Raw genomic sequence first — 939 nt, 5'->3', positions numbered from 1 at the left:
CTAGGCTCCAGACTCAATTAATCCACCATGTGACTATAGCGGCAATGTAGCATGTTGCCGCGAAGTTGATCATGAGCTTGTCGTATCGTGTTGCAACACGCCTCCAATCCTTGAGACGGCAGAATGTGCGCTCGATGATGTTTCGTCGTCTGTAGGCGATCGGGTCGAACGGCTTGATCCGCTTTCGGGTTGGATTGTTGGGAATGACCGGTTCCGTGCCGCGCGTTGTCAGGAAGTCGCGCAAAGCGTCGCTGTCGTAAGCCGTATCTGCGGCGCAGAGCCGCGTCGGTGGCAAAGGCTCCAGCAGCGGAATGGCGACGGGGCCGTCCCCGCGTTGCCCAGGCGTTATTCGCAATGCGACTGGACGGCCGCAACCATCGACAACAGCATGAATTTTTGTCGATCTGCCGCCTCGCGAGCGACCGATGGCTTCGGCATCCGCCCCCCTTTTCCGCCGCCGGCAGATCGGTGCGCTTTTGCGGTGGTGCTGTCGATCATATGGATGTCCCGATCGGTAGTTTGCACCAAGGCTTCAAACAGTCTCCGCCATATCCCTTTTGCAGACCAGCGATGGAAGCGATTGTAGACGGTTGTTGAGGGGCCGTAGCAGGCCGGACAATCCTGCCATCGGCAGCCGGATCGCAAGACGTGAATGATCCCGCTTATGATCCGGCGATCATCGGTGCGATGAGCGCCAGGCTGGTTGGTGGGAAGCAGTGGCGCAATCACTGCCCATTGGTGGTCATCAAGCCAAAATTCTCCTGCCATGGTCAAATACTCCCGCAATTGCGGCAAGTGAATCACACAGAGACAATCTAATCAATAGATTGATTGGGTTTAGACCCTAGGGCGTTTTGGAGAAGCCGAACATTTAAAAATCACGGCGGCGGCACGCGAAGCAATTGACCAAATCTCCAACTTTATCAAGGCACAAAGCAC

The 939-nt window shown here is 55.9% G+C and carries 1 pseudogene; it reads right to left on the bottom strand.

From position 1 onward, the window contains the following. Positions 1-82: 82 nt before the first annotated feature. Positions 83-768, bottom strand: a pseudogene (locus PDO_RS27300) (IS5 family transposase); the annotation flags it as partial. Positions 769-939: the final 171 nt, after the last annotated feature.

The sequence above is a fragment of the Rhizobium sp. PDO1-076 genome (genome assembly GCF_000247475.1).
Taxonomy (GTDB): Bacteria; Pseudomonadota; Alphaproteobacteria; order Rhizobiales; family Rhizobiaceae; genus Allorhizobium.
The sequence above is the reverse complement of the archived record's forward strand: the minus strand, read 5'-3'. Positions and strand labels throughout refer to the sequence as shown.